Genomic DNA, 21,957 nt, shown 5'->3' with positions numbered 1-21,957 from the left:
GGTACCGCCGTGCGTCCGCTGCGGATCCTGATCGGCGCCGACACCTTCCCACCCGATGTCAACGGGGCCGCCCGCTTCGCCGAGCGCCTCGCGGGCGGGCTCGCCGGCCGCGGTCACGACGTGCACGTCGTCGCCCCGTCGCCCGACGCCACCGCGCACCGCGCGGTGCCGCACCCGGGTGCCGACGGGGTCCGGGTGCACCGCGTCCGTTCCCACCGCTACCCGCTGCACGACAGCTTCCGGGTGTGCTTCCCGTGGCAGGCCTCGCCGGCGACGGCGGCGCTCGTCGAGGACCTGCAGCCCGACGTCGTGCACGTCCAGGCGCACTTCGTCGTCGGCCGGGGGACCGCGGTCGCGGCGTCACGGGCCGGGGTGCCGCTCGTCGCGACCAACCACTTCATGCCGGAGAACCTGTTCGGCCACGCCAAGGTGCCGCACGTACTGCAGCAGGCCGCCGCCCGCTGGGCCTGGCGCGACCTGGCCCGTGTGTACGGGCTCGCGGGTGTGGTCACCGCGCCGACCGAGCGTGCTGCCGGCCTGCTGGCCGACGCCGCCGGAATCGACGGCGCACTGCCGATCTCCTGCGGCATCGACTCCGCCCGGTACGCAGGCGGCGCCGAGTCGCCGGAGCCGACCGTGCTGTTCGTGGGGCGTCTCGACGAGGAGAAGCGGGTCGACGAGCTGCTGCGCGCGTTCGCCGCGCTGCCCGCGGCCGGCGCCCGGTTGGAGATCGTGGGGGACGGGTCGCGCCGCGAGGCCTGGACCGCGCTCGCGGCCCGTCTCGGGATCGCCGACCGGGTCACCTTCCACGGCTTCGTCGACGAGGAGACGCTCGTGGCCGCGTACCGGCGGTGCGCGGTGTTCGCGATGCCCGGCATCGCCGAGCTGCAGAGCCTGGTGACGCTGGAGGCGATGTCGGCGGGCAAGCCCGTCGTCGCCGCCGACGCGATGGCACTGCCGCACCTGGTCCGGCCCGGTCGCAACGGCTGGCTCTACACACCCGGCGACGTCGACGGGCTGTCCGCCGCCCTGGGCGCGTTGCTCGCCGACCCGGCGACGCGGGCGCGGATGGGCGCGGCGAGCCGCGAGATCGTCGCGGGCCACGCCCTCGACGCCACGCTCGACCGGTTCGAGGACGTCTACACAGAGGTAGCGGGCCGCGTCGCGACGGGGCTGCGGGTGGCCTGAGCCGGGCGCTGCCGCGGGCCGGGCCGGGTGGCGCGACACGCGTCGCGGGGCCGTCAGCAGGAGATACCGCCGGGCCCGCCGGGGGTGGCCGGAGTTGTCGGTGCCCGGGGCTAATCTGGGCTCCTCCCCGGCGGTGCTCCGCGAGCTCCCCGCGGGAGATCACGGCACGCGCCCCGAGGGCGCCCGACGGCACCGCGCCCCCCGGCGCGAGGACGGAGCAGACGGGTCCCCATGACAGCCGCCTCGAGTACCGACAGCTTCGTCCACCTGCACACGCACACCGAGTTCTCCATGCTCGACGGTGCCGCGCGGCTCGACGACCTGTTCGCCGAAGCGGCGAAGATGGGCATGCCGGCGCTGGCGATGACCGACCACGGCAACGTCTACGGCGCCTACGAGTTCTGGCGCAAGGCCAAGGCGTCGGGTGTGAAGCCGATCATCGGCATGGAGGGCTACCTGTCGCCGGGCAGCCGCCACGAGCGAAAGCGCGCCACCCTCGGCGGGCAGACGGTCAGCGACGACAACCCGGGTGAGATGTACACCCACATGACGTTGCTGGCCGAGAACACCGAGGGGATGCACAACCTCTTCCGGTTGTCGTCGCTGGCCAGCCTCGAGGGCTACTACTACAAGCCGCGTATGGACCGCGAGCTGCTGGAGACCTACGGCAAGGGGATCATCGCGACGACGGGCTGCCCGTCGGGCGAGGTCGCGCGCCTGCTCCAGCAGGACCGGTTCGACGACGCGTGCCAGGCGGCGAGCGACTACCGGGACATCTTCGGCAAGGACAACTTCTTCTGCGAGTTGATGGACCACGGCATCGAGATCGAGAAGCGGGTCCAGGAGGACCTCTTCCGGTTGAAGAAGATGCTCGACCTGCCGGGTCTGGCCACGAACGACCTGCACTACACCTACGCCGAGGACACCAAGCCGCACGAGGTGCTCCTGTGTGTGCAGACGGGCAAGACCCTCGCCGACCCCAACCGCTTCAAGTTCGACGCGCAGGACTTCTACCTCAAGTCGGCCGCCGAGATGCGCGCCCAGTGGGACCCGATCCACCCGGAGGCCTGCGACAACACGCTGCTCGTCGCCGAGCGCGTGGACGTGTCGTTCACCGAGGGCCAGGACCTCATGCCGCACGCGCCCGTCCCCGAGGGGGAGACGGAGGAGTCGTGGCTGGTCAAGGAGGTCGAGCGGGGGCTGCACGCGCGGTTCCCGGGCGGTGTCACCGAGCAGTACCGCAAGCAGGCCGAGTACGAGCTGTCCGTCATCATCCAGATGGGCTTCCCCGGCTACTTCATCGTCACCGCCGACCTCATCCAGCACGCCAAGAAGGTCGGCATCCGCTGCGGCCCCGGCCGTGGCTCGGCGGCGGGCTCGCTGGTCGCCTACGTCCTCGGGATCACCGACCTCGACCCGATCAAGCACAAGCTGATCTTCGAGCGCTTCCTCAACCCCGAGCGCATCTCGATGCCCGACATCGACATGGACTTCGACGAACGTCGGCGCGGCGAGATGATCCGCTACACGACGGAGAAGTACGGCGAGGACCGCATCGCGCAGATCATCACCTACTCTACGATCAAGGCGAAGGCTGCGATCAAGGACTCGGCGCGTGTGCTGTTCGGCCAGCCCGGCTACTCGGTGGCCGACCGGATCACCAAGGCGATGCCGCCCGCCATCATGGGCAAGGACATCCCGCTGTCGGGCATCTTCGACCCGGCGCACAAGCGCTACTCCGAGGCCACCGAGGTCCGGGCGCTCTACGAGGCCGACGCGCAGGTCCGCGAGATCATCGACACCGCGCGCGGCCTGGAGGGCCTCAAGCGGCAGTGGGGCGTGCACGCGGCGGGCGTGATCATGTCGAGCAAGCCGCTGCTCGACGTCATCCCGATCCAGCGCCGTGAGGCCGACGGCGCGATCATCACGCAGTTCGACATGGGCGCCTGCGAGACGCTCGGGCTGCTCAAGATGGACTTCCTCGGCCTGCGCAACCTCACGATCATCGACGACGCGCTGGAGAACATCGAGCTCAACGGCAAGCCGAAGCTGGTCATCGAGGACGTCGAGCTCGACGACCAGAAGACCTACGACCTGCTGGCCCGCGGCGACACCCTGGGCGTGTTCCAGCTCGACGGCGGCCCGATGCGCGACCTGTTGCGCCGCATGGCCCCCACCGAGTTCGACGACATCTCCGCCGTCGGCGCGCTGTACCGGCCGGGCCCGATGGGCGCCAACGCCCACAACGACTACGCCGACCGCAAGAACAAGCGCCAAGAGGTCACTCCGATCCACCCGGAGCTGGCCGAGCCGCTCAAGGACATCCTGGGTGAGACCTACGGCCTGATCGTGTATCAGGAGCAGGTCATGGCGATCGCCCAGAAGCTCGCCGGCTACACGCTCGGCAAGGCCGACCTGCTGCGTCGTGCCATGGGCAAGAAGAAGAAGGAGATCCTCGACAAGGAGTACGCCGGCTTCGCCCAGGGCATGAAGGACCACGGCTACTCCGCCGCCGCGGTCAAGACGCTGTGGGACATCCTGCTGCCGTTCTCCGACTACGCGTTCAACCGCGCGCACTCCGCGGCCTACGGCGTCGTCTCGTACTGGACGGCGTTCCTCAAGGCCAACTACCCGGCCGAGTACATGGGCGCGGTCCTCACCTCGGTCCGCGACGACAAGGACAAGGCCGCCGTCTACCTCGCCGAGTGCCGGCGCATGGGCATCACGGTGCTGCCGCCCGACGTCAACGAGTCGGTCCGCAACTTCGCGCCCGTCGGCAACGACATCCGCTTCGGCCTCGGCGCCATCCGCAACGTCGGGTTCAACGTCGTCGACGCGATCGTCGCGGCCCGCAAGGAGAAGGGCGCCTTCACCGACTTCTCCGACTTCCTGCGCAAGGTCGACGCGGTCGTCTGCAACAAGAAGGTCATCGAGTCGTTGATCAAGGCGGGCGCGTTCGACTCGCTGGGCCACTCCCGCAAGGGTCTGCTCCTCGTGCACGCCGACGCGATCGACGCGGTGATGAGCACGAAGAAGGCCGCCTCGATGGGGCAGTTCGACCTCTTCGGCTCCATGGACGGCGAGACCGAGGCCGACCCGGCGCTGGCCGGCATCTTCGACGTCAAGGTCCCCGACGACGAGTGGGACACCAAGCACCGTCTCGCCGTGGAGCGGGAGATGCTCGGCCTCTACGTGTCGGGGCACCCGCTGCACGGTGTCGAGGGTGTGCTCGCGGCCAAGGCCGACACCCCGATCCAGAACATCCTCGACGGCACGGTCGCCGACGGCGCACAGGTCACCGTCGGCGGCATCCTCGCGGGCGTCAACCGGCGGGTGAACAAGAACGGCGAGCCCTGGGCGTCGGCGCAGATCGAGGACCTGGCCGGTGGCATCGAGGTACTGTTCTTCCCACGGGCCTACCAGGTCGTCGGGATCGACGTGGCCGAGGACGCGATCGTGCTGGTCAAGGCGCGGGTGTCCAAGCGTGACGACCGGGTGTCGCTGATCGCCAACGATCTCGCGGTGCCCGACCTGCAGGCGGTGGGGGAGGAGAACACCTCGCCGGTGGCGGTCAGCCTCGCGGCCACCCGCTGCACGCCGCCGATCGTGTCCCGGCTCAAGGACGTGCTGGTCAACCACCCCGGCACCCGGCCCGTGCACCTGACCCTGACCAACGGCACCCGCAACACGGTCCTGCGCCTCGACGACGCGCTGCGCGTCACCGCCAGCTCGGCGTTGATGGGCGACCTGAAGGCGCTGCTCGGCCCGGGGTGTCTGGGCGGCTGACGCGCAGTGCGGCAACCCTCGGGCCGCGCGCGATGCCCGGGGCTCGACTCTCGGACGGCCTGGCTCGTGATCAAGAAAGTCGAGTGAGGTGAGCTCACGTTGTCGATCAGGATCTTGGGAAGTCGAACTCGTTGTTCTTGACCCCGCGGACGAATTCGTCCCATTCGGCTCGGGTGACTATGAGAGGCGGTGCATCCGCCTTGGTCGAGTCGCGGATGATGATGTGTTCCCCGTCCTCGGCGACCTCGAGACAGGAGCCGGTATGGCAATAGGAACTTCGGCGGAATTCGGGCGGCGGCACTGGCATGACCCTCCTCGGGCGGCCGAATGACCGCCGTGTCCGGGAGGGATGCTACCTGCTGTGGCCGCGCCGAACGGTCGGTCCGGCGCGGCCAGGTGTCGCTGCGGCGTCACGGCAGATCGGGGTGCCGTCGATGCCGACGTGAACAGGCGGATCGTCAGGGGGTCGGCACTGGGATCCGGTCGGCACTGCGAAGATCGAACTCGCCACTCTTCACGCCGATCAGGAATGCTGACCATTCTTCGTGGGTGAAGTCGGCCTGCTGTTCCGGGGTATCAGTGTTGCGTACGCTGACAATCGTGTCGGTAATTCGTACCTCGACACACGATCCGCTGTGGCAGGCGCTGCTCTTAGCGAATTCGGCTTCGATTTCCACGGTCTTCCCTCATGGTATTCTATCTACGGTACGACATGATCATGTCTCTTGATTCCTTCCGGTCGAGCCATTTTCGACCGAGCTCGTTGAAAAGTGCCCTGTGCTTCGCCACCACCTCCTCGGTGGTGTAGAAGAAATTGGTCAGAACCGATTCAGTGTTGACCACGTCCGGAACCTGGCCGATAGCGAACGAAAATATGGTGAAGCCGCCCTCCATCGCACGATAGAGTCCCGCTGAGTTGGGAATCACGTGCACATGGGTGTTCTCGTCCTCCGACCGCTCCGCGAGAAGGGTCAGCTGCGCGTTCATCACCGCTGTCGTGCCGACGGGTCGCGCGAGCACGGATTCGGGGAATGCCGTCCGTAGGACGGGGGGCGTGGGCGCGTCGAAGACGTGCTCTTGGCGCGCCATTCTGAGTGCGACCTGGTCGTCGATGGGTGGGGCATCGATCGCGTCGGTGGAGGTGAGGTCGGTGACGACTGCGCGCGCGTAGTCCGCTGTTTGCAACAGCCCCGGGAACACGATCGGCTCATGCGAGGAGATTTCCGCGGCGGCGTTCTCGTACTCGATGAAGGTCTCCAGCCGCGACGGCATGGCGATCCCGAGCTCGGTCCACCAACCGGGCTCCATGGCGCTTTCGGCGAGTGCGCGCACCCGGGCCGCGGCCTCGGTCCCCTCGATTCCGAAATGCTTGATCAGGTCGCGGAGGTCGCGTGGCCGAGGAACCGCCTGGCCGGTTTCTATCCGCGAGAGTTTCGACGACGATATGAGTAGCAGCTTCGCCGTCTCCTGAAGTTGCTCACCGCGTTCGTCGCGCAGTCTTCTGAACTCCAGGCCGAGCAGTAACCGCGAGATTCGTGGCCCGCGGTGTGCCGATTCCACCTGTACGGGCATCGTGGCTCCTTACGTCGTGCAATGGGTGGTCCGACGCGACGACGAAAGCGCCCGGCTGGAGGTGGCGGGGCGGCTCGTCGGCGCGGAGCACCGTTCGTGAGCTGTGTGTCAGTGGATGTCAGGGGCGAAGGGTCCGGTTCGACCCGTGCGAATGCAGGGTCGCAGTCCTCGGTGCGGACTCCGTCGAGGACGCGCGCCGTTCAGGCGTCGACGAAACCGGAGCGGAATGTCATCCGCGCTCCTGAGTCGCGCACGGCGATGGCGCCGCCGCGCGAGGTAGCGATCTCGACGCAGGAGTTCGTGCTGCAGAACGTGCGGCCGGCGATACTCGGGACTGGACATGCGGGACCTCACCTTCTTGTGCGGGTCGGCGTCGTGCGCCGAACAGATCGGCGTCGCGGGCTGTCGGTTCGACGGGGTGGCTCGGCGGCGTCGGTGACCGGCCGGGGTGCCTGGCCGGTGCGGTCCGGTGAGCGGTTCCGGGGAGCGGGGGAGCGGTGACCGCCGCGGCCGGCTCGCCACCGTCGGCGGTACGGCGTGCGCGCGCAGGATCTCGGATCGCCGCTCGCGCGGCCGGTGGCGATCCACGATGCGCGGCACTCGCTGACCTCGGCTCTCTCGGCGCCCCGGCGGATGAGCGCGGAGAGTACTCGCAAACCCTGGGTGGGATTGCTCAGGGGTATCGCATGTCTCAACTCTGCAGCTCAACCGCGGCTCAATCGTGATGTTGGGCCGAATGGGGCAACGAGGGAACGCGTACGGTCACGATGGGCCGTGATCATGGCAAATGCTGAATGGGATTGCACATCACGATCCCATGCCTCACTATCACTCTCGTCGGCCGGTCGTGCACCCAGGGTGATCTCGAACCGGCGCGGTGAGGAGGCCCGAGATGCTCGGACGGCTCAGCCACGGCGAACGACCCGCGGTCCTCGGTGCGGCGTGCATCGCGGTCGTCGCGGCGGCCACCGCCTGCACCGCCCCGGCCGCGGCCACCTCGCCCGTCGCCGCGACCCGAGCCGCGACACGGGTCCTCATGGTCATGGGGGCATCGGCGAACGAGCCCGCACCCGCGTCGACCCGGACCATCGCCGGAATGGTCCGCGACGCGATCGCGTCCGACGACGCCGTGCTCGACATCGCGGTGGACGGCCCGGCGGGACCGGTCGCGCACACGCCCGTCGACCTCGTCCTGCGCCGAGGTACGCAGGTCGAACACGACGCCGATCGGAGGGCTCGGCTCACCGCCGATCTGCTCGCCTCGGTCGGTCACACCCTCGCGACGACGGCCGGGTCCAGCGGTCAGGTGGACACCCTCGGCCTGCTCGCCCACGTCGCCCGTTCCCCAGGCTCCGTCACCGCGGTCGTGTTCAGTTCGGGGCTGCAGAGTGTCGGACCGCTGGCGATCGAGGCGCCGGGTGTCGGCTGGGACCAGGTCGGCACGCAGAAGGTGGTCGACGCGGTGGTCGCCCAGCACCTGTTGCCCGACCTGCGGGGCAAGACGGTCGTGTTCAGTGGGATCGGGGACGTCGCCGGTCTGCAGCCGCCGCTGCCGGACAGCGTGCGCGTGCGCCTCGTGAACCACTGGTTGGGTTTGTGCCGAGCTGCCGGCGGCGACTGCCGGGCGGACCAGGAGCCACTCCCGCCCACGGCCCCGGCGTCGACCGTGCCGGCTCCGGTCGTCGACGTCCCGGCCCTGCCCCCGCTCGACGTCGCGCGCGGGGATCCGATCGAGCTGCCCTCCGCGGCGTTGTTCGGGCCGGACTCGGCCGCGCTGCTGCCGTCGGCCTCGGCTGTCCTGGCGACCTTCGCCCGAGTGTTGCCGGCGGACGTCCGGGTGCGGCTCGACGGCCGGACCGCGACCGTGCCACCCGCCGACTCGGCCCGTCGTTTCAGCCTCGCCCGCGCCCAGGCATGCGCGGACGCGCTCGTCGCGGCCGGCTTCCCCGGGGACCGGATCACCGTGCGCGGGCTCGGCTACGACGCGCCGCTTGTCGCGGACCTCGACGCGGGCGGTCGGCTGGTGCCGGACGCCGCGGCGCGCAACCGCAGCGTCACCCTCACCGTCACGACGAACGGAGGCCAACCGTGACCGAGTCCGGATCGCCCGGTTCACCGCAACCGCGTCCTCGCAGGCTCCCCCCGGGAGTCCTGGAGCGGTTGTTCGCCGTCCTCGTCGAGATGCTGCGTCTCGCCCATGTCCGCCGCGGTGTCCCGCTGCGCGCCGGCGAGGCCGTCGACCTCGAGGTCGCAGTCCGGGTGGGCGCCGCGCGGCGCGTCCAACGGGCGATCGCCGCCACGGTGCCGTCGCTGTCGCGGTCGGCCCGACGCGCGGAGCGGGCCGCACAACGGGCGACGCGGATGGCGACGTCGGTGCTCTCGCTGCGGCAGCGGACAGTGGCCGTCAGCGGCCGGTCGGTACCGGTGTCGGAGGCCGCCGTCATCGCGTCGGCCGCACCGAACGGGACCCGCCACCGCGACCGCGACGGAGTGCTGCTGCGGCTGCTCGGCGTCCTGCTGCTGTTGGTGGACGTCGCGGCCCTGATCATCGTGATCGGGTTCCTGGTCAACGTCGACTGGGCGGCCCCGTCGCCCGCGGACCTGGTCACCGTCGTCGCGCTCGCCGTGTTCGGCGGGGCGGTCCAGGCGATGCTGGCGGTGCGGTTGGGCAAGCTGCTGTGGGCGCGGCGGCACTCCGACCCCGACGTCGAGGAGTACCCGCGCCGCGGGGCAGTCGTCGTTCCGCTGGCGGGGCTGCTGGGGCTGCTCGCGGCGCTGGCCGCGGCAGCGCTGCTGGTGCGCGTCGACGTGGAGGCCCAACTCGCGCAGGCGGGGACGCTCGGCACCGCGGTGGGTCTGCTCCTGGCGGGATCGGCGCTCGCGGCGCCGTGGTGCGTCGTCGCGCAGGAGGCGTACCGGGAGTCCCCGGAGGCGGCACTGGTGAGGGCGTGCGCCCGCGCGGTGGTGCGGACGGACCGGGCCGCGTGCCGACGGCTGGCATTCGGCAGGTGGTGCCTGGACACGGCGGTCCGCCGGGAGCGCGGGTACCGGGCGCGGTACACGAGGCTGCGGGCCCGTCTGCACGCGGAGTACCTGCGCGCGGAGGAGGCGGTTCGGATCGCTCGCGGGCTCGTCGATCCGCAGCTCGTGCACGCACGGGACGACGAGGCGTTCCCGCTGCCGGACGTGCCGGAGCTCGACGAGCCGGCCCGGGACGTCGCCGACGCGATCCGGACGGCGCGGGCCGCGTTGGCCTTCGCCGCCGGTGACGTCCGGGAGGACCACGATCTCGCCGGATGAGGGCGGGCGGGTCTGTCAGCTCTGGAGCGCGGCGGCCTGGACGTCGGGTGCCGTGTCCTCGGGGCGGCCGGGCGACGGCATCAGGATCAGCGCGGCACCGTGTCGGTACGGTCAGCCGATCGCGGAGCGTTCGTCCCAGCGGCGGCGCGCCGGGCCCTCCCACCGCGAGTGCAGGGTGTCGAAGAGCTCGGCGGCGCGGGTGCCCGCCCAGGCGTGCGGCAGCAGGGCCGCGGGCAGCCGCGGGTCGAGGAACGGGAACCGTCGCCACGCGTGCACGAGCTGCACCTGGCGGACCATGATCTCGTCGGGGTCGCTGGGGCCGGTGCCGCCGAAGTCGGCGATGAACTCCTCGTAGGCGGCTTCGACCTCGGCGAGGTCCCAGGCCTGCGCGACCATGTCGGCTTCGGCGCCGATCGCGCCGAAGGGGCCGACGAACGAGCTGGTCACCTCGTCGAGCTCGAGGTCGGCGACGACGTCGGCGACCTCCGCCTGCTTGCCGGGGTCGGGGGAGATCCACACGCCCGGCGACGGGGAGCCCAGCCCGGCCCACGCGAGCCGGGTGCGCAGCCGGTGCCGCAGCCGGCGTCGCGACTCGGGGACGCTGACGAGCAGGACCAGCCAGCGGCCGTCCCAGGCCGCGGCGGGGGTGCCGAACCCGTAGATGCGCGCGGCGCCGTCGGACAGCAGCCTGCTGCCGGACTCCGAGAGCGACCAGCGGACCCGGCGCCCCTCCCGGTCGGAGGTGAGCAGGCCCTCGGCGGCGGTGCGCGCCAACGCCTGCCGGGCCGACTTCTGCTCGACGCCGAGCCGGCCCATCACGTCGACCAGTGTCTGCGTCCACACCGGCTGGGCCCGGGGTAGGACGAACTCGCCCAGCACCGTGAGCAGCATCGACCGCGCGCTGGCGGAGCCGAGCTCGCGGCGGCGCGACAGCGCCGGGCGGCCCGTTGGTTCCTCGGCTGCGACGGACATGGTCCGGCCAGCGTAGACGCAGCATAGGGTCGGGGGCCGTGACCCCTGACGATCTCCTCGCCGCCGACCGCGACCTCGTCTGGCATCCCTACGCCCCGATGCCCGCGACGGTGAGCCCGCGTGCGGTCGTGTCGGCCGAGGGGGTGCGGCTGCGGCTCGCCGCGGGCGGGGGCGCCGGGGGAGGGACGGTCGAGGTCGTCGACGGCATGTCGTCGTGGTGGGCGGCGATCCACGGCTACCGCCACCCCGCCCTCGACGCGGCGGTCACCGGCCAGCTCGCGACGATGAGCCACGTCATGTTCGGCGGCCTCACCCACGGGCCTGCGGTCGCCTTGGCGCGCACGCTGGTCGAGCTGGCCCCGGGCGAGCTGGCGCACGTCTTCCTGTCCGACTCCGGCTCGGTGTCGGTGGAGGTCGCGATCAAGATGTGCCTGCAGTACCAGCGGTCGCGCGGGCGCCCCGGCAAGCACCGGCTGCTGACGTGGCGCGGGGGCTACCACGGCGACACGTTCGGCGCGATGAGCGTGTGCGACCCGGACGGTGGGATGCACTCGCTGTGGCGCGACGTCCTGCCGCAGCAGGTGTTCGCGTCGGCGCCTCCGCGTGAGTTCGAGACCGGGTACGTCGCGGAGTTGGCGCGGCTCGTCGAGACCCACGCCGACGAGCTCGCCGCCGTGATCGTGGAGCCGGTCGTGCAGGGCGCGGGCGGGATGCGCTTCCACGATCCCCGCTACCTGCACGTTCTGCGGGAGCTGTGCCTGGCCAACGACGTCCTGCTGGTGTTCGACGAGATCGCCACCGGTTTCGGGCGGACGGGGGAGATGTTCGCCGCCGACCACGCCGGCATCGCGCCCGACGTCATGTGCGTCGGCAAGGCGCTGACCGGCGGGTACATGAGCCTGGCGGCGACGCTGTGCACCCCCGAGGTGGCCCGCGGCATCTCCGACGGCGAGGCCGGTGTGCTGATGCACGGGCCGACGTTCATGGGCAACCCGCTGGCGTGCGCGGTGGCGGGGGCGTCGGTCGGGTTGCTTCTCGGCAGCGACTGGCGGGGCCGGGTCGCCGCCGTCTCCGACGGCCTGGGCGCCGGGCTGGCCCCGGCACGGTCGCTGCCGGGGGTGCGTGACGTGCGGGTGCTGGGCGCGATCGGCGTCGTCCAGCTCGACCACGAGGTCGATGTCGCCGCGGCCACCGACGCCGCGATCGCGGCGGGGGTGTGGCTGCGGCCCTTCCGCGACCTCGTCTACACGATGCCGCCGTACGTCTGCACCGCCGACGAGGTCGCGACGATCACCGCCGGGGTGTGCGCCGCTGTAGCCGCCGCCCGAGGTTGTGAGCGGCGATAGTCGCTATAGCGACTATCGCCGCTCACAGGGTCAGGCAGGTTTGGTGCCGACGATCCCGAACAGCCGGATGGTCGCCCGGATCGGCAGCCCGTCGCGCAGGAACGGCTGCACCGCGTCCATGCACGCCGCGTGGAACGCCTCCTCGCCCGCGGTCTGGATCGCCTCGAACGCCGGCCCGCTGGCGGCCAGGCCGCGGGCGTAGTGCTCGGCGTCGGCGTACTCCATGACGAAGGGGACGTCGACCAGCTCGCCGGGCTCCAGCCCCGCCCCGGCGAGGAAGGCCGCCGCCGCGCCCGGCGCCTTGAGCGCGACCATCGCGGACTGGTGGCCGACCTGCTCCTGCGTCGCCAGCCGGAACGGCGCGAGCAGCCGCCCGCCCGGCGTCGCGGACATGTCGCCCCAGAACGTCAGCGCCACCCTGCCGCCCGGCCGCAGCACCCGGGCGACCTCGGTGATCGCGGCCGGTGTGGTGCCCCAGATCCCGCGGAAGCTCGTGACCAGGTCGAACGACGCGTCGTCGAAGCCGGACTCGGCCATGTCGCCGACGCGGATGTCGCAGCCGGGGTTGCGCAGCCGCGCGACCTCGACGAGCCGCGGCGAGGCGTCGATGCCCGAGCACCGCGCGCCGGCCACCCCGGCCAGCTCCAGGGAGAGCCCGGCCCCGCAGGCGACGTCGAGCAGGTCGACGCCGGGACGCACGTCGAGGAGGCGGTGTACGAACACGTACTCCCGCACGGCGTGCGGTTCGGCGAGCGTCGCCCAGTCGACGGCCTTGCGGCCCCAGCCCTCGTCGACCATCTGCCAGCTCATCTACCGGTCCTCCTCGACCCGTCACGGATTGCTCGACCGATCATGGCCCGGGCTGCTCGCGCGACGTCACATGCGCACGGGTGACACGGGCGCCTAAGGTCCGGACGTGGACGCAGCCGTGGACGACACACCGGAGCACCCGCTCGACTGGCTCGACCGCGCCGCCGCGGACCGCCGGGCGGCGGGGCTGCGCCGCACGTTGCGCCATCGCGCCGCCGACGAGCCGCAGCTCGACCTCGCGGGCAACGACTACCTGGGCCTGTCGCGCGACAAGCGCGTCGTCGACGCGGGGGTCGCGGCGCTGCGGACGTGGGGTGCCGGGTCCACGGGGTCGCGGCTGGTCACGGGCAGCACCGAGCTGCACGCCCGGTTGGAGGACGAGCTGGCCGCGTTCGTCGGTACCGAGGCGGGGCTGGTGTTCTCCTCGGGCTACACGGCGAACATCGGCGTCGTCACCGGGCTGTCGGGCGCCGGGTCGCTCGTGGTGTCCGACGGCGCCAACCACGCCTCGATCGTCGACGCCTGCCGGCTCTCCCGCGCCCGGGTGCTGGTGACGCCGCACGCCGACGTCGCGGCCGTCGACGCCGCGCTCGCCGCCCGCACCGAGGAGCGCGCGCTCGTCGTCACCGACGCCGTCACCTCCGCCGACGGCACGCTGACCCCGCTCGACGCGCTGCACGCGGTGTGCCGGGCCCGGGGCGCGGTGCTGGTCGTCGACGAGGCCCACGGGCTCGGGGTGCGCGGCGAGGGCGGTCGCGGCCTCGCCGCGGAGCTGGGGCTCGCCGGTGCCGACGACGTCGTCCTCACCGTCACCTTGTCCAAGGCGCTCGGCAGCCAGGGCGGCGCGGTGCTGGGCCCGCGACGGGTCGTCGAGCACCTCGTCGACGCCGCCCGGACGATGATCTTCGACACCGGCCTCGCGCCTGCCGCGGCGGGCGCAGCCCTTGCGGCCCTTCACATCCTGCGCGACGAGCCGCGGCTGCCCGCCGCGGTCCTCGCGGCCGCGGCGGCGCTGGCCGACGCGGCGCGCGTGCCGGCCCCGCCGTCGGCGGTCGTGCCGGTCGTGCTGGGCGAGCCCGAGCGCGCGTTCGCCGCCGCCCAGCGCTGCGCCGAGCTGGGTCTGCGGGTGGGCTGCTTCCGGCCGCCGTCGGTCCCCGAGGGCACCAGCCGGCTGCGGCTCACCGCCCGCGCCGATCTCACCGACGCCGACCTCGACCTGGCGCGGCGGGTACTCGCGACGGTCCTGGCCGAGTCGTGAGCGTTCTCGTCGTCACCGGGACCGGGACCGACGTCGGCAAGACCGTCGTGACCGCCGCCGTCGCCGCCGTCGCCGCCGCGCGGGGGGAGCGGGTCGCCGTCCTCAAACCCGCCCAGACCGGTGTCGCACCGGCGGAGCCCGGCGACCTGGCCGCCGTCACGCGGCTCACCGGCGGCGCGGTCACCACCCGGGAGCTCGGCCGGTTCCCCGACCCGTTGGCGCCCTTGACCGCCGCCCGCCGCGCGGGCCTGGACCCCGTCACCCCGCGGGCCACGATCGCCGCCGCCCGCGAGCTCGACCGCGACCACGACCTCGTCCTCGTCGAAGGTGCGGGCGGGTTGCTCGTGCGCTTCACCACCGACGGCACCCTCGCCGACGTCGCCGCGGGCCTCGGCGCCGCGGTCCTCGTCGTCGCGGCCGCGGGTCTGGGCACCCTCAACCACACCGAGCTGACGACACGTGCCCTGCGCGCCGCCGGGCTGGCCTGCGCCGGGATCGTCGTCGGATCCCTGCCCGAGACGCCCGATCTGGCGACGACCTGCAACCTCACGGATCTGCCCGCGGTCACCGGGTTCTCGCTGGTCGGAGCGCTTCCGGAGGGCGCGGGGGCACTCGACGCCGACCGCTTCGCGACGGTCGCGCGTCACAGTCTGGGGGCCCCGCTCGGCGGAAAATGGCAGACTCCGCAGCCGTGAGCATCTCGACGACGTCGACGTCGGACCGCGCGGGCAACCCCGCCGCCGGCGACATCCTGGCGACCGCGCGCGGGCAGGTGCTCGAGCGCGGCGAGGGGCTGACCCGGGAACAGGTACTGCAGGTCCTGCAGCTGCCCGACGAGTCGCTCGACGACCTCCTCGCGCTCGCCCACGACGTCCGCATGCGCTGGTGCGGGCCCGAGGTCGAGGTCGAGGGCATCATCTCGCTCAAGACCGGCGGCTGCCCCGAGGACTGCCACTTCTGCTCGCAGTCCGGCCTGTTCGCCTCGCCGGTGCGGGCCGCCTGGCTCGACGTGCCGATGCTCGTCGAGGCCGCGAAGCAGACGGCCAAGACCGGCGCCACCGAGTTCTGCATCGTCGCCGCCGTCCGCGGCCCCGACGAGCGCCTCATGAACCAGGTCGCCGCCGGCGTCGCCGCGATCAAGGACGCCGTCGACATCAACGTCGCGTGCTCCCTGGGAATGCTCAGCGAGGACCAGGTCACGCGCCTGGCGGAGATGGGCGTGCACCGCTACAACCACAACCTCGAGACGGCCAGGTCGTACTTCACCAACGTCGTCACCACACACACGTGGGAGGAGCGCTGGGAGACGCTGCGCCTGGTCCGTGAGGCCGGGATGGAGGTGTGCTGCGGCGGGATCGTCGGTATGGGGGAGTCGCTGGAGCAGCGCGCCGAGTTCGCGGCGCAGCTCGCCGAGCTCACCCCGGACGAGGTGCCGCTGAACTTCCTCAACCCGCGCCCCGGCACGCCGTTCGGCGACCTGGAGCAGATGTCGGGTCCCGACGCGCTGCGCACCGTCGCCGCCTTCCGGCTCGCCATGCCGCGCACCGTGCTGCGCTTCGCCGGCGGCCGTGAGATCACCCTCGGCGACCTCGGCGCCCGCCAGGGCCTGCTCGGTGGTATCAACGCGGTCATCGTCGGCAACTACCTGACGACGCTGGGCCGCCCCGCCGAGTCCGACATCGACCTGCTCGGCGAGCTGCAGATGCCGATCAAGGCCTTGAACGAGACCCTGTGAGCGCGCCGGTGCAGGAGCCGGCCGCGGACGGTGCGGCGCAGTTCTGCGACCAGTGCGGCGAGCCCGCCGCCACCGCCGGGCACGAGCGCTGCGCGGTACGGCGCAGCCTGGAGCCGCCGCGCTTCTGCCCACAGTGCGCGCGCAGGATGGTCGTCCAGGTCGACCCGTTCGGGTGGCAGGCCCGCTGCAGCCGCCACGGCGAGACGCATTCCTGAGTCGTGAGTGGCAATGGTCGCGATAGCGACCATTGCCACTCACAGGGGTCGTGGGACGGCCTGACATGCTGTCGCGCATGGCGAACTGGGGGAACCTGCTCAAGCAGGTCGTCGACGTCGGACTGAAGCTGCTCGACAGCTCTGGCAAGAAGCAGGAGCCGGCGCGGCCCGCGCCCCCGCGGCAGGGCCGGCCGTCGGCGCCCGCCCCGCAGGGGCACGGCGGCGTCCGCACCGCGCCGACCGCCGACCGTGCCCGCAGGATCGCCTACGCCCCCGACCTCGACGGCGCCGCCGACCCGGGCGAGATCGTGTGGGCCTGGGTGCCCTACGAGGAGGACGCGAGCCAGGGCAAGGACCGGCCGCTGCTCGTCGTCGGCAAGGGCGGCGGGGAGCTGCTGGGGCTCATGCTGTCGAGCCAGCACAAGCGCGACGGCGACCCGGACTGGGCCGGGATCGGCACGGGCGCGTGGGACCGCGAGGGCCGGGAGTCGTTCGTGCGGCTCGACCGGGTCCTCGAGATCGGCGAACACGACATCCGCCGCGAGGGCGCCATCCTCGACCGCGACCGCTTCGACCGCGTCGCCGACCAGCTGCGGTCGCGCTACGGCTGGAGCTGAGGGACCCACGCCGAGCTCGACGTGGGACTGGTCCTGAGCATGGCCGAACCAGTCCGTGGTCGAACTCGGCGAATCGCGGTCGGCCGCGCCTAGTTGGGGCTCTGCTCCACCGCGAACGTCGTCATGGGTGCCGGGACCGCCCGCAGCCGACCGAGCAGGCCGGTCTCGCGCGCGAGCAGCTCGCGGACCAGTCGTAGCCGCTCGGTCGGGCAGGTCTGCTCCAGCAGCCGCTGCCGGTCGCCGATGGGCAGCAGGCAGTCGGCGGCCAGCACGTGCGGCAGGTGCTGCGGCTCGATGTCGGGGCCGGGCTCGGACCAGTCGTCGTTCTTCCACGCCGTCGCGCAGTAGCGACGATGGGCGTCGCGCGCCGCGGCGCTGAGGTAGCGCGTGGTGCCCTCGGGCTCGTCGGTGAGCGGGTCGTCGGGCAGGAACTCGACGGTGCCGGTGAGGTAGGGCTTCTCGGTGTCGTCGATCGAGAGGAGCCGGAACCGTTGCACACCACGGGTCACGATGTCGTAGCGGCCGTCGGGCAGGCGCTGCACGTCGAGCAGTTCGGCGGTGCATCCCACGGCGTGCAGCGCGGCGAGACCGTCGGTGTCGGGTGTGAATCCCTCACGGACGGCGACGACGCCGAACTGCTTGTCCGGCACCGCACCCGTGACGAGGTCGACGGTGAGCTGGCGGTAGCGCGGCTCGAAGATGTGCAACGGCAGCGACGACCCGGGCATGAGCACCGTCCCGAGCGGGAACAGGGGGATGGTCGTCGTCACCTGCTCACGGTACGACGGCTCGGCCGACCTCGCCCGGCGGCCGTAGGACGGCGAAGGCGTCGGTGACGCGCAGGGTGCGGCGGGTGAACCGGAACAGTGCCGCGGGTCGCCCGCCCGCCGGGCCGGGAGGGGAGACGGCGCCGGTGGGCTCGAGCTGGCCGCGCCGGGTGAGGACCCGTTGCAGGTTGGTGGCCGACACCGGGTGTCCGAGGGCGCCCGCGTAGATCTCGCGCAGGGCCGAGACGGTGAACTCGGCGGGGGCCAGGGCGAACCCGATGTTGGTGTAGGACAGCTTGGCGCGCAGGCGGTCCAGCGCGTCGTCGACGATGGCGGCGTGGTCGAAGGCGGTGGGCGGCAACGCGTCCACGGGTTGCCAGGCGGTGTCGTCGGGGACGGCGGGGTCGGCGTCGGAGGGGACGAGCCCGAGGAACGCGGTGGCGACGATACGTGCGTCCGGGACCCGGTGCGGGGCGGAGAAGACGCCGAGCTGTTCGACGTGGGCGACGTCGCTCAGGTCGACCTTCTCGGCGAGCTGGCGGCGCACCGACTCCTCGACGTCCTCGTCGTCGCGCAGGTGTCCGCCCGGGAGCGCCCACCTGCCTTCGTCGGGGGCGATGCCTCGCTGCCAGGCCAGGACGCGGAGCCGGCCGTCGCGGACCTGGAGGACGGCGGCGAGCACCTCGTGGCCGGTGGCGACGTGTCGTCCACCCAGGGGAGGGGTCGTGCCGGGCATGTGCGCAGCGTATGCCGCCCGTCCACACGGGGTGGCCGGTGGACGCCGGGGTTGCGCCCGGGTGAACGTGGCGTGAGGCCCTGGTCACCCGCACGGTGCCCATCGGCGAGGTCGGCTGCTACGATCTCCACGTTTTCGATTGATAGGCGAAAACAGGAGGAGGTGTCCGATGAGCCCGACACAGGTCGTCGACGCGCCCACCACGGGTGCCGACTGGGCGGAGCAGGTCCACGCGCTGGCCCGCCGTCGGAACGCGGTCGTCCTGGCGCACAACTACCAGCTGCCCGAGATCCAGGACGTCGCCCACCACGTGGGCGACTCGCTGGCGCTCTCGCGCATCGCGGCCGCGGCCGACGCGGACACCATCGTGTTCTGCGGCGTCCACTTCATGGCCGAGACCGCCAAGATCCTCGCGCCCGAGAAGACGGTCCTGATCCCCGACGCGGCCGCCGGCTGCTCGCTCGCGGACTCGATCACCGCCGACGAGCTGCGCGCCTGGAAGGCCGAGCACCCGGGCGCGGTCGTCGTGTCGTACGTGAACACGACCGCGGCGGTGAAGGCCGAGACCGACGTGTGCTGCACGTCGTCCAACGCCGTCGAGGTCGTCGAGTCGATCCCGGCGGACAAGGAGATCCTGTTCCTGCCCGACCAGTTCCTCGGCGCGCACGTCCGCCGGGTCACCGGGCGCGACAACATCCACGTCTGGGCGGGGGAGTGCCACGTCCACGCCGGCATCAACGGCGCCGAGCTCACCGCCAAGGCCGAGGCCGACCCCGACGCCGAGCTGTTCGTGCACCCCGAGTGCGGCTGCGCCACCTCGGCGCTCTACCTGGCGACGGCGGGCGCGGTCCCGGCCGAGCGCGTCAAGATCCTGTCGACGGGCGGCATGCTCGACGCCGCCCGCGAGACCGGCGCGAAGTCGGTGCTGGTCGCGACGGAGGTCGGCATGCTGCACCAGCTGCGCCGCGCCGCCCCCGAGGTCGACTTCCGGGCCGTCAACGAGCGCGCGTCCTGCCCCTACATGAAGATGATCACCCCGGAGAAGCTGGTCCGGTCGCTGCGCGAGGGCACCGACGAGGTGCACGTCGACCCCGAGCTCGCGGCCCGCGGGCGCGAGGCCGTGCAGCGGATGATCGCCATCGGCCGCCCCGGCGGTGGGGAATGACCTCGCCATCGTCGGGCTGGGACGCGCGCGCGGACCTGGTCGTCGTCGGCAGCGGCGTCGCCGGGCTGACCGCCGCGCTCGACGCCGTGGCCGCGGGGCTGCGGGTCGTCGTCGTCACGAAGGACGACCTCGACGCCGGGTCGACGCGCTGGGCGCAGGGCGGCATCGCCGTCGTGCTCGGCGACGTCGCCGGCGACGACACCGACCGCCACATCGCCGACACGCTCACCGCGGGCGCCGGCCTGAACGACGCTCTTGCGGTGGCGGCGATCGTCGAGGGTGGACCCGCCGCGTTCGCGCACCTGCGGGCGCGGGGCGCAGTCTTCGACTCCTCGGGGAATGGTCTCGCCCGCACCCGGGAGGGCGGGCACACCGCGTTCCGGGTCGTCCCCGCCGGCGGTGACGCCACCGGCGCGGAGGTCGAGCGCGCGCTCGTCGCCACCGCCCGCGGCACCGCCGAGCTCCCGCTGCTCACCGGGCACGTCGGCCTCGACGTCGCGCTCGACGCCGCCGGCCGCGTCGTCGGGCTCTGGGTGGCCGACGACCACGGCCGCCCCGGGCTGCTGCGCGCGCCCGCTGTCCTGCTCGCCACGGGCGGGTACGGCCAGCTGTTCTCCTCGACCACCAACCCGTCGGCCGTCACCGGCGACGGGATCGCACTGGCCCTGCGCGCCGGCGCCACCGCGGCCGACCTCGAGTTCGTCCAGTTCCACCCGACCGTCCTCTACACCGGCCCGGCCGTCGGCCGCCGTCCGCTGGTCACCGAGGCCGTCCGCGGCGAGGGCGCCGTGCTGCGCGACCGCGCCGGCGTCGCCTTCATGACCGACGTGCACCCGCTCGCCGACCTCGCCCCCCGCGACGTCGTCGCCGCCGCGATCACCCGGCGCATGGCCGCCACCGGCTCCGAGTGCGTGTGGCTCGACGCCACCACGATCGACGGCTTCGTCGCCCGCTTCCCGACGGTCTTCGCCTCCTGCGCCGACGCCGGCATCGACCCGCGCGTCGACCTCGTCCCCGTCACCCCCGCCGCGCACTACTCGTGCGGCGGGGTGGTCGCCGACGTCGACGGACGCACCGCCGTCCCTGGCCTCTACGCCGCCGGCGAGGTGGCCCGGACCGGGCTGCACGGCGCGAACCGGTTGGCGTCCAACAGCTTGCTCGAAGGGCTCGTCGTCGGCGCGCGGGCCGCGACCGCCGTCGCCACCGACCTCGCCGGGCCCCGCCCGGCGCTCGCCGACCCCGTCGCCCGGCCCGCAGCCGTGCCCGTCGCCGACCGGCGCGTCGTGCAGCGGGCCATGAGCGCCTCGGCCGGCATCGGCCGCGACGCCGCCGGGCTCGCCGCGGCGTCCGACGCGATCGAGTCCGTCACCGGGCGGGTCCTGCCCGCCGACCGGGCCGGCGTCGAGGACGCCGCCCTGACCCTGCTCGCGCAGGCCGTGCTGGCCGCCGCGGGCACCCGACGCGAGACGAGGGGCTGCCACGTGCGCACCGACTTCCCCGACCGCGACGACGTGTGGCAGCGGGAGAGCCTCGTCGTGACCCTGGACGGCGACGGCAGGCCCGTCGTCGGCGGCGGCGTGCTGGCAGGTGTGGCATGACGAGCATCGCGGCCGGGGTCGGCGGCGCCACCGAGATCGGCGTCCCCGATCCGGACGACCTGCTGCGCGTCGTGCGCACCGCGCTGGAGGAGGACCTGCGCTACGGCCCCGACGCCACCACCGCGGCCACCGTCCCGGCCGATGCCGTCGCGGTGGGGGAGTTCACGCCGCGCCGGGCCGGCGTCCTGGCCGGGCTGCCGGTCGCCCGGGCGGTGCTGGACGAGGTGCTGCCCGGGGAGTGGGACGAGCTCGCCGCCTCGTCGGACGGTGCGGTTCTGACCGCGGGGGAGCCCGCACTCGTCGTCCGCGCCCCCGTCCGAGGGCTGCTCACCGCCGAGCGCACCGCGCTCAACCTGCTCTGCCACCTCTCCGGGGTCGCGACGGCCACCCGCGCCTGGGTCGACGCCCTCGCCGGCACGCCCGCGCGCATCCGCGACACCCGCAAGACGCTGCCTGGGCTGCGGCTGCTGGAGAAGTACGCCGTGCGCTGCGGTGGCGGGGTCAACCACCGCCTCGGCCTGGGCGACGCCGTCCTGATCAAGGACAACCACGTCGCCGCCGCGGGCTCGGTCTCCGCTGCGTTGGAGGCGGCGCGCGCGCTCGCGCCCGACCTTCCCTGCGAGGTCGAGGTCGACTCCCTCGACCAGCTCGACGACGTCCTCGCCCTCGGCGCCGAGCTGGTGCTGCTGGACAACTTCACCCCGGCCGAGACGGCAGAGGCGGTGCGCCGCCGCGGGGCGCTGCCGACGCTGCTGGAGTCGTCCGGCGGGATCGTGCTGGCCGACGCCGCCGCCTACGCCGCGACGGGCGTCGACTTCATCTCGGTCGGGGCGCTGACGCACTCGGTGACGGCCCTCGACCTCGGGCTCGACCTGCGATAGCTAGTCTCATG

20 protein-coding genes are annotated in these 21,957 nt (G+C 72.7%); 13 read left to right on the top strand and 7 right to left on the bottom strand.

Translation table 11 applies throughout. From position 1 onward, the window contains the following. The first annotated feature begins 9 nt into the window (after nucleotides 1–9). Together PSU4_RS11150 and dnaE are read left to right on the top strand one after the other, a co-directional pair. Nucleotides 10–1,188: a glycosyltransferase gene (locus PSU4_RS11150; protein WP_147106057.1), complete on the top strand. Its 1,179-nt coding sequence runs from the start codon at nucleotides 10–12 to the stop codon at nucleotides 1,186–1,188. Nucleotides 1,189–1,419: 231 nt separating this feature from the next. Then, entirely contained in the window at nucleotides 1,420–4,974 is a 3,555-nt protein-coding gene (dnaE, locus tag PSU4_RS11145; protein ID WP_147106054.1) for a DNA polymerase III subunit alpha, read from the top strand. Nucleotides 4,975–5,080: 106 nt separating this feature from the next. On the opposite strand, the gene PSU4_RS11140 is transcribed toward dnaE, so the two are convergent. The 3 genes from PSU4_RS11140 to PSU4_RS11130 form a co-directional block, all read right to left on the bottom strand. After that, on the bottom strand, nucleotides 5,081–5,281 hold the full coding sequence (locus PSU4_RS11140) for a DUF397 domain-containing protein (protein WP_147106051.1): 201 nt from the start codon (nucleotides 5,279–5,281) through the stop codon (nucleotides 5,081–5,083). Between the two features lie 151 nt (nucleotides 5,282–5,432). Beyond that, nucleotides 5,433–5,651 carry a DUF397 domain-containing protein gene (locus PSU4_RS11135; RefSeq protein ID WP_147106048.1) on the bottom strand — a complete coding sequence of 73 codons (219 nt, stop codon included), beginning with the start codon at nucleotides 5,649–5,651 and terminating at the stop codon, nucleotides 5,433–5,435. Nucleotides 5,652–5,670: 19 nt separating this feature from the next. Next, the gene (locus PSU4_RS11130; RefSeq protein ID WP_147106045.1) at nucleotides 5,671–6,546 is read right to left on the bottom strand and encodes a DUF5753 domain-containing protein; all 876 of its coding nucleotides are present in this window, start codon (nucleotides 6,544–6,546) and stop codon (nucleotides 5,671–5,673) included. Between the two features lie 892 nt (nucleotides 6,547–7,438). Here PSU4_RS11130 and PSU4_RS11120 point away from each other — a divergent pair. Next, on the top strand, nucleotides 7,439–8,638 hold the full coding sequence (locus PSU4_RS11120; protein WP_147106042.1) for an OmpA family protein: 1,200 nt from the start codon (nucleotides 7,439–7,441) through the stop codon (nucleotides 8,636–8,638). Then, complete coding sequence (locus PSU4_RS11115) at nucleotides 8,635–9,846, top strand: hypothetical protein (RefSeq protein ID WP_147106039.1); 1,212 nt, start codon at nucleotides 8,635–8,637, stop codon at nucleotides 9,844–9,846. The genes PSU4_RS11120 and PSU4_RS11115 overlap by 4 nt, the downstream gene beginning before the upstream one ends. Before the next feature lie 111 nt (nucleotides 9,847–9,957). On the opposite strand, the gene PSU4_RS11110 is transcribed toward PSU4_RS11115, so the two are convergent. Next, entirely contained in the window at nucleotides 9,958–10,818 is an 861-nt protein-coding gene (locus tag PSU4_RS11110; protein WP_186816876.1) for a PaaX family transcriptional regulator, read from the bottom strand. Between the two features lie 38 nt (nucleotides 10,819–10,856). On the opposite strand from PSU4_RS11110, the gene PSU4_RS11105 reads away from it, so the two are divergent. Further along, nucleotides 10,857–12,164, top strand: coding sequence for an adenosylmethionine--8-amino-7-oxononanoate transaminase (locus PSU4_RS11105; RefSeq protein WP_147106037.1), 1,308 nt, complete (start codon nucleotides 10,857–10,859; stop codon nucleotides 12,162–12,164). Nucleotides 12,165–12,194: 30 nt separating this feature from the next. Here PSU4_RS11105 and PSU4_RS11100 read toward each other — a convergent pair whose 3' ends face one another. Next, on the bottom strand, nucleotides 12,195–12,974 hold the full coding sequence (locus PSU4_RS11100; RefSeq protein ID WP_147106034.1) for a class I SAM-dependent methyltransferase: 780 nt from the start codon (nucleotides 12,972–12,974) through the stop codon (nucleotides 12,195–12,197). A gap of 106 nt (nucleotides 12,975–13,080) precedes the next feature. On the opposite strand from PSU4_RS11100, the gene PSU4_RS11095 reads away from it, so the two are divergent. The 5 genes from PSU4_RS11095 (at nucleotide 13,081) to PSU4_RS11075 (ending at nucleotide 16,799) form a co-directional block, all read left to right on the top strand. Continuing rightward, a complete protein-coding gene (locus PSU4_RS11095) occupies nucleotides 13,081–14,232 on the top strand; it encodes an 8-amino-7-oxononanoate synthase (RefSeq protein ID WP_246115048.1) in 1,152 nt (383 codons plus the stop codon). Then, on the top strand, nucleotides 14,229–14,927 hold the full coding sequence (gene bioD, locus PSU4_RS11090) for a dethiobiotin synthase (RefSeq protein ID WP_147106031.1): 699 nt from the start codon (nucleotides 14,229–14,231) through the stop codon (nucleotides 14,925–14,927). Before PSU4_RS11095 ends, bioD begins: the two co-directional genes overlap by 4 nt. Beyond that, nucleotides 14,924–15,967 (top strand): biotin synthase BioB, encoded by a 1,044-nt coding sequence (gene bioB / locus PSU4_RS11085; protein ID WP_147106028.1) that lies wholly within the window; start codon nucleotides 14,924–14,926, stop codon nucleotides 15,965–15,967. Before bioD ends, bioB begins: the two co-directional genes overlap by 4 nt. After that, complete coding sequence (bsaP, locus tag PSU4_RS11080; protein WP_147106026.1) at nucleotides 15,964–16,182, top strand: biotin synthase auxiliary protein BsaP; 219 nt, start codon at nucleotides 15,964–15,966, stop codon at nucleotides 16,180–16,182. Before bioB ends, bsaP begins: the two co-directional genes overlap by 4 nt. A gap of 77 nt (nucleotides 16,183–16,259) precedes the next feature. Then, nucleotides 16,260–16,799, top strand: coding sequence for a type II toxin-antitoxin system PemK/MazF family toxin (locus tag PSU4_RS11075; RefSeq protein ID WP_147106023.1), 540 nt, complete (start codon nucleotides 16,260–16,262; stop codon nucleotides 16,797–16,799). Between the two features lie 89 nt (nucleotides 16,800–16,888). Here the strand turns inward: PSU4_RS11075 and PSU4_RS11070 are convergent, their stop codons facing one another. Beyond that, nucleotides 16,889–17,569, bottom strand: a complete 681-nt coding sequence (locus PSU4_RS11070; RefSeq protein ID WP_147106020.1) for an LON peptidase substrate-binding domain-containing protein — start codon at nucleotides 17,567–17,569, stop codon at nucleotides 16,889–16,891. Between the two features lie 4 nt (nucleotides 17,570–17,573). Then, entirely contained in the window at nucleotides 17,574–18,302 is a 729-nt protein-coding gene (locus PSU4_RS11065) for an NUDIX hydrolase (protein WP_147106017.1), read from the bottom strand. 169 nt (nucleotides 18,303–18,471) lie between these two features. On the opposite strand from PSU4_RS11065, the gene nadA reads away from it, so the two are divergent. Genes nadA through nadC form a run of 3 tightly spaced genes read left to right on the top strand, consistent with a single transcriptional unit; the run spans nucleotide 18,472 to nucleotide 21,946 of the window. Then, on the top strand, nucleotides 18,472–19,467 hold the full coding sequence (gene nadA, locus PSU4_RS11060) for a quinolinate synthase NadA (RefSeq protein ID WP_147106014.1): 996 nt from the start codon (nucleotides 18,472–18,474) through the stop codon (nucleotides 19,465–19,467). Continuing rightward, a complete protein-coding gene (locus PSU4_RS11055) occupies nucleotides 19,464–21,065 on the top strand; it encodes an L-aspartate oxidase (protein WP_147106011.1) in 1,602 nt (533 codons plus the stop codon). Before nadA ends, PSU4_RS11055 begins: the two co-directional genes overlap by 4 nt. Beyond that, nucleotides 21,062–21,946, top strand: a complete 885-nt coding sequence (gene nadC / locus PSU4_RS11050; protein ID WP_147106008.1) for a carboxylating nicotinate-nucleotide diphosphorylase — start codon at nucleotides 21,062–21,064, stop codon at nucleotides 21,944–21,946. The genes PSU4_RS11055 and nadC overlap by 4 nt, the downstream gene beginning before the upstream one ends. The last annotated feature ends 11 nt before the right edge of the window (nucleotides 21,947–21,957 follow it).

Origin of the sequence: Pseudonocardia sulfidoxydans NBRC 16205, from assembly GCF_007989085.1 — a bacterium.
GTDB classification, from domain to species: Bacteria; Actinomycetota; Actinomycetes; order Mycobacteriales; family Pseudonocardiaceae; genus Pseudonocardia; species Pseudonocardia sulfidoxydans.
The sequence above is the reverse complement of the archived record's forward strand: the minus strand, read 5'-3'. Positions and strand labels throughout refer to the sequence as shown.